The sequence below is a fragment of the Plebeiibacterium marinum genome, from assembly GCF_026013615.1.
Lineage (GTDB): Bacteria > Bacteroidota > Bacteroidia > Bacteroidales > Marinilabiliaceae > Saccharicrinis > Saccharicrinis marinus_A.
Genome location: NZ_JAPDPI010000019.1, coordinates 100,392 through 106,391, shown reverse-complemented (window position 1 = coordinate 106,391; position 6,000 = coordinate 100,392). Strand labels below are relative to the sequence as shown.

Genomic DNA, 6,000 nt, shown 5'->3' with positions numbered 1-6,000 from the left:
GCGAACCGTAGTCGAAGCCTACCCGAACACTTCCCGAACACATCCAGACTCTTTCCCGAAGCCGTATCGAAGAAACGTAGGAAAAAACTCGAAAAAGACCCGAATCCGGATAAATTTTTTAATTAACTCCCAGAAACGTGACAATTTTTCGCATTAACTCCAAAAATCGTGATTATTGCCTTCTGCTGAACAAAATATTTGTGGGTGTTCTTAATTGTTGTGTTGTGTATGTGTTTGATGTATAGTTGTGTATGGGCGGTGAAAAGTAGCAGTAAAATTACGGCTATTTTTTAGATACTTTCTGTGGGTTAGTTTTACAATGACCAATCATCAATGACCAATCATCAATGACCAATCATCAATGACCAATCATCAAATCACCAATGACTAATGACTAATGACTAATATATAAATCGGGTTAGAAATAAAACCTTGCGGTTCATTATAGCTGTTGGCAATCCCGCTTCCTGCTATCCGCTATAGGCCATAGCCGTCAGGCTAAGGTTCTATTTTACTAGAATAATGTTATATTATTATAGGCTGAATATTTTTTGTAAAAACATTTTGTATATCGTGCTGAAAGCACAGCTTATCCTTATCCCTTCGTATATAAACCAAAAGAGCCTTCAACATAATTGCTGAAGGCTCTTTTTTTAAAATATTATTAATCGAAATTACTCCGATAATTTTTCAATAGCTTCATGAAGCACTTCATCAATCTTACCAATAATCGGATAAAACCCTTCATTATCGATAATATTGCGCGCTATATAAGCTTTAATCTCTGTATCTATAATTTCTTTTGACAGGTTAAATTCCTTTCTGTTGTATTTTACACCTTCCTTTTTGGCATATTTTACAAAGTCATCCAACACCGGATTTTTACCCAAATAGGCTTGTACATCTTCAACAGTTTTCAAGCCTTCCACTTTATCCCTGTTATTATCGGTGTATTCAAGGGCAAACCTATAAATCAGCCCACTCTCTCTTACCTTGTAATAATAATTGGTTAAACCGGTAGTATCACGCGGAACAAAATAATCGGGCATAATACCCCCTCCTCCATAAACAATACGTCCTTCTTTTGTAGTATACTGAACCGAATCTAAAAGCGTAATGCTATCCTGATTAAAGAACTCCCCATGCTGGTATCGCTCCATAATATCCATGTAATACTCTTCATTACCGTTTTCGTATGGTTTCTGTATACATCTACCTGCTGGAGTATAATAACGCGAAATGGTTAAACGCAGTGCACTGCCATCTGGCAACGGAATCTGGCTTTGAACCAGGCCTTTTCCAAACGAACGGCGTCCCACAACAATTCCCCGGTCATTATCCTGAATAGCTCCTGCAAAAATTTCACTGGCAGAAGCACTAAACTCGTCTATCAACACGGCTATCTCGGTATCCTGGCAAGTCCCCCTTCCATTGGCATGGATTTCCTGCCGCGGATGTGCCTTCCCTTCTGTATAAACAATCATATCCTTATCGTGTAAAAACTCATTACACAGGTTGATGGCCACATCCAGGTATCCACCTGAGTTACCACGAAAATCGGCAATTACTTTTTTACAGCTTTGGGCTTTCAATTTTGCCAGGGCAGTTAAAAACTCTGCATAAGTATTCATTGCAAAACGGCTTACCTTAATATAACCAATATCATCCGTTACCATATATGCTACATCAACACTCTCCATTGGAATTTTGCCCCTTGTTATTTCAAAATCAAGTGGCTCAGTAAGATTACGTCGGATAACCCCGATTTTTACATTGGTGCCCATTTCGCCACGAAGTAGTTTCAATACTACCGAATTCTTAATTCCATTTCCTGCAATCAAGCTATCGTTAACCGTTACAATCCTATCGCCCGGCAATACGCCAACTTTTTCCGACGGACCACCCGATACCACAGCAACCACCATAACGGTATCCTTTTGAATGCTGAACTGCACCCCGATTCCGCCAAAATTGCTCGATAGATCTTCATTTACGCTCTGCAGATCTTTAGCAGGGATATAAACCGTATGAGGATCCAGTTTTTTCAACAACTCAGGTATCAGTTCTTCCTGCATCTTTACGGTATTCACCGTATCCACGTATTCCTCATTAACTAAATTAAGGATAGCATCTATTTTATTGGCCTGTGGATAAATAACCAACGATTTATTCTTTCCTCCAATCTTTCCTGGTATTACAGCATAACCAATAAATATCCCGGCTATCAGGATGAGGGAAAAAATCAGCGGCTGTAAAATTTGTTTCTTACTGTTATTATAACTCATTGTATCTTGTTTTCTTCTTCCGTTTTATTGCTGTTATCGATTTGTATTATATAAAACCTAAGCGCAAGCTATATCTCCCAGGTTTTCAACCGTTACTCTTTAAACCTCAAGGTGCAGGGTTTCAATATTGGCCTTTTTCAACAGGTTTATCCCATCTTCAATCCTGTATTTTTCGCTATATACCACACGTTCAATCCCTGCCTGCACAATCAGTTTTGCACATTCAATACAAGGCGACGAGGTAACATATAACGTAGCCCCCTCGGAACTGTTATTTGACCTGGCAACTTTTGTAATGGCATTGGCTTCAGCATGAAGAACGTATGGCTTGGTTATATTGTTCTCATCTTCGCACACATTCTCAAAACCCGAGGGCGTTCCGTTATAGCCATCGCTGATAATCATTTTTTCTTTTACGATCAATGCCCCAACCTGACGGCGTTTGCAGTATGAATTCTCAGCCCAGATATAGGCCATCTTCAAATATCTTTTATCCAGCAACAATTGTTTTTCCGCTGCCGGCAAATCTTTTTCGTTCATTTATACACTTACTTTAAATAACAAAAACAACAAAAGTAGCAAATTATCAATACCAACAGGACTTGTTAGAACTGAAAAACAAGTAAATCTGTAATTGATACCTATAAAAATAAAATTGCGAACCTTTTTGAGCAACATTCATTTTTTTGCGCCGAAGGAAACCTTTTCCTCCATAAAGCGTAATATGCAAACAACACAAAACACAACACAACATGCAACACACATACACTAACCATGTTAAAACAGGGAAAGTTGGTATGATCATATCCATACTATTCCTTTTTACCTTTTCATTCTCATTAAACTCTCTTGCACAGTCCGTTAACAACACACTTAAGGGCCGCGACTGTGTAGAGTGTTTTTCAACTGAAATCATAAACACTCAAAAAACCGGCAACTGCATCACTTTCACGCTGGAAGTAGCAGTTGGCGATTCTTGCTCTTCGGCCCTGTCGCACATGACAATAGCAGTACCATGCGGTACCATAAGCGAAGTATGGAACTCGGAAGGCTGGAAAATTGAGAATCCCTCAACAGACCCAACTACAGGCTACAGCGGTTTTAAAATTGACGACATCGAAAATTTTGGGGAAGACCATATGGCAGGAACCTTTACTATAGAATACACAGTTTGTTCCGATGATGAAACATGCCTCAATCAGCTACAAGAAAGGGTTGATATTGCCTACAAGGCCGGATTGTGCGTTTCCTATCAGGAAATAACCAATACGCCGGCTTTTAGTGCAGCATTAATAAAAGAGGATGTGTCGTGTTTTGGGGGCAACAACGGAACAATAGAGATTGAAACCGAAGGGGGCTATCCTCCATATACTTACCTATGGAGCAACGGTGCAATTACCGAAGATGTAAGCGGGCTCAGGGCCGGCCTGTATTCTATAATTATCACAGATGCCACCGGTCAGACCCTGGAACTGAGCACCAACATCCTTCAGCCAGCTGAAGGAATAAAAATAGAAGGCGATGTAACTCCTACTTCATGCTCATCCAATACGGGATCAATTGACATCGCAGTTACAGGAGGAACGGCTCCTTATACATATTCCTGGACAGGAAACAAAACAACCGAAGATATTGACAACCTATATACCGGAACATACCTGGTAAGGGTATATGATGCCTTGGGATGTCCATCTTCTGCATCATATACTGTTGCTGAAGATTCAGATTTAGACCTGACATTAACACCCAACTACCTGCAATGCCACCAGGAAGGCCAGGGAGAAATTACCAGCGTGGTAACAGGAGGAACAGAGCCATACAGCTATTACTGGTCAAACCAAGCCACTACACCAAATATTTCCGGGGTAAACTCCGGCTCATACAGCCTGACAGTTACCGATGCTAATGGTTGTTCTGTAACAAAGTCAACCCATATAGGCATTACATCACTGTCTATTTCAACAGCCGTAGTAAACCCAACATGTTATGGCGGAAACGATGGAGAAATTTCAGTAGCTAACGTATATTATGGTACTCAGCCCTATACTTATCTATGGAGCACCGGAGATACTTCTCAAACCGTATCAGGTATCCCGTCCGGGCGATATAAGGTTACCGTTACTGACGCCAACGGATGCAGCGTTACCCGCACGGTAAACCTGGCCGACAGGCAAGCTCTGAGCCTCAACTACTCTGTTTCAAAAAGAAACTGTGGTTCTTCAGATCCAATAGAAGTTAATCTTTCAGGGAGTGGCGGTATGGGATCATATCAGTATTTTTATGATGGAAACGAAATCACTTCTCCATGGACGGTGGATGCAGAAGGAAGTTACGACATTACTATGACTGATGCGGCTGAATGTTCAATAACCGAAACCATTTCAATATCAAATACGGAAACCAACATCAACATTAATGCACAAGTGTTGCAACCTGTCTGCGGAGAAACTGCAACCGGAGCAATTAATTTAACTATTTCAGGAGGAACAGAACCATACGCCCTTAAATGGAATGATGGCAGTACGCAACAAAACAGGACTAATCTCTTGCCTGGAGCATATTCGGTGGAAGTTATTGATGCAAACGGATGCTATTCCAGCACTTCAGCCACTATTACCGAAGTAAAAACTATTTCTGCCGCCATTGTTACACCTGCAACAGATATTAACTGCGAAACAGGCAGCAATATCGTATTAGCTACTTCTGAAGGAGGCAATACATTTAACTGGGAAATATCTTCTGCTGATAATAACTGGTATATTACATCTTCAGAGTTGGATAAAGCAACCATACAATCAGGTACTGGCACGGCAGAAATTACCTATACGGTGATGGACGAAACCGGCTGTACCGCTACTGATGTTGTTTCTATAGGCTGTACTACCACCGATAGTTCAGATAACACTGCCGAAGGGGATGACTCCAATGATGGAACCGACAGTACTGATTCCAACAACAATGGTGACGATACAAACACCGGTGACATTATCTACACTAACTGCTACTATACTGAAATAACATCAGTGACAGCTACGGGTGACGACGGTTGCTACAAGTTTAAAATGTGGGTATATACCGATGGGACTTGCAACCACGAACTATCGCACTTGACTATAGGATTGGGAAGTGCCTTTGTCAGCAACACCTCAAATTCTGTAAACTGGCCAATGGAATCCAATTTTACAGATCCGCAATCAGGTCTGTACGGATTAAAAGTGGATGAGATATGCGGCTTTGGACAATCAGGTGAAGATAAGTTCAGCGTGGAATTTGAAGCATGTTTTTCAAACAACCAGTTACCTGATGAAATCACCGTTGTATACAAGTCGAGTACACAACAATTTTATGAAAGCATAAAAATATTAAACGAGACCTCTTTTGAAGGGGGCATTGAGATAAAAGCCTATCCAAATCCGTTTAAAGACTACGTTAATTTTACCTTGGTTTCAAAAAAGGAAACAAACGGAGAATTAGCTATTTACAGCGCTACCGGAGAAAAAATAAAAACGATTTTTAATGGAACTTTTTTGGCCAATATAGAGTATAAGTACACGTATCAAAGCAATAATTATTCCGACAGGTTATTATTCTTTAAAGCAACAACTACCGAAGGTGTTGTTCAGGGCAAGTTACTTAAAGTAAGATAGGCGATATGAGTTGATTTTTTCATATAGTTAGGTTTAGGTTAGAGAAAAGGGGGATTGTTTGTGGACAC

General features: G+C 40.4%; 3 protein-coding genes. 1 reads left to right on the top strand and 2 read right to left on the bottom strand.

Going from position 1 to position 6,000, the window contains the following annotated elements:
- Positions 1–674: 674 nt before the first annotated feature.
- Together OM074_RS10805 and OM074_RS10800 are read right to left on the bottom strand one after the other, a co-directional pair.
- The gene (locus OM074_RS10805) at positions 675–2,285 is read right to left on the bottom strand and encodes a S41 family peptidase (protein ID WP_301199489.1); all 1,611 of its coding nucleotides are present in this window, start codon (positions 2,283–2,285) and stop codon (positions 675–677) included.
- A 99-nt stretch (positions 2,286–2,384) separates the two neighbouring features.
- Positions 2,385–2,825, bottom strand: coding sequence for a dCMP deaminase family protein (locus tag OM074_RS10800; RefSeq protein WP_301199488.1), 441 nt, complete (start codon positions 2,823–2,825; stop codon positions 2,385–2,387).
- A 212-nt stretch (positions 2,826–3,037) separates the two neighbouring features.
- On the opposite strand from OM074_RS10800, the gene OM074_RS10795 reads away from it, so the two are divergent.
- Positions 3,038–5,932 carry a hypothetical protein gene (locus OM074_RS10795; protein ID WP_301199487.1) on the top strand — a complete coding sequence of 965 codons (2,895 nt, stop codon included), beginning with the start codon at positions 3,038–3,040 and terminating at the stop codon, positions 5,930–5,932.
- The last annotated feature ends 68 nt before the right edge of the window (positions 5,933–6,000 follow it).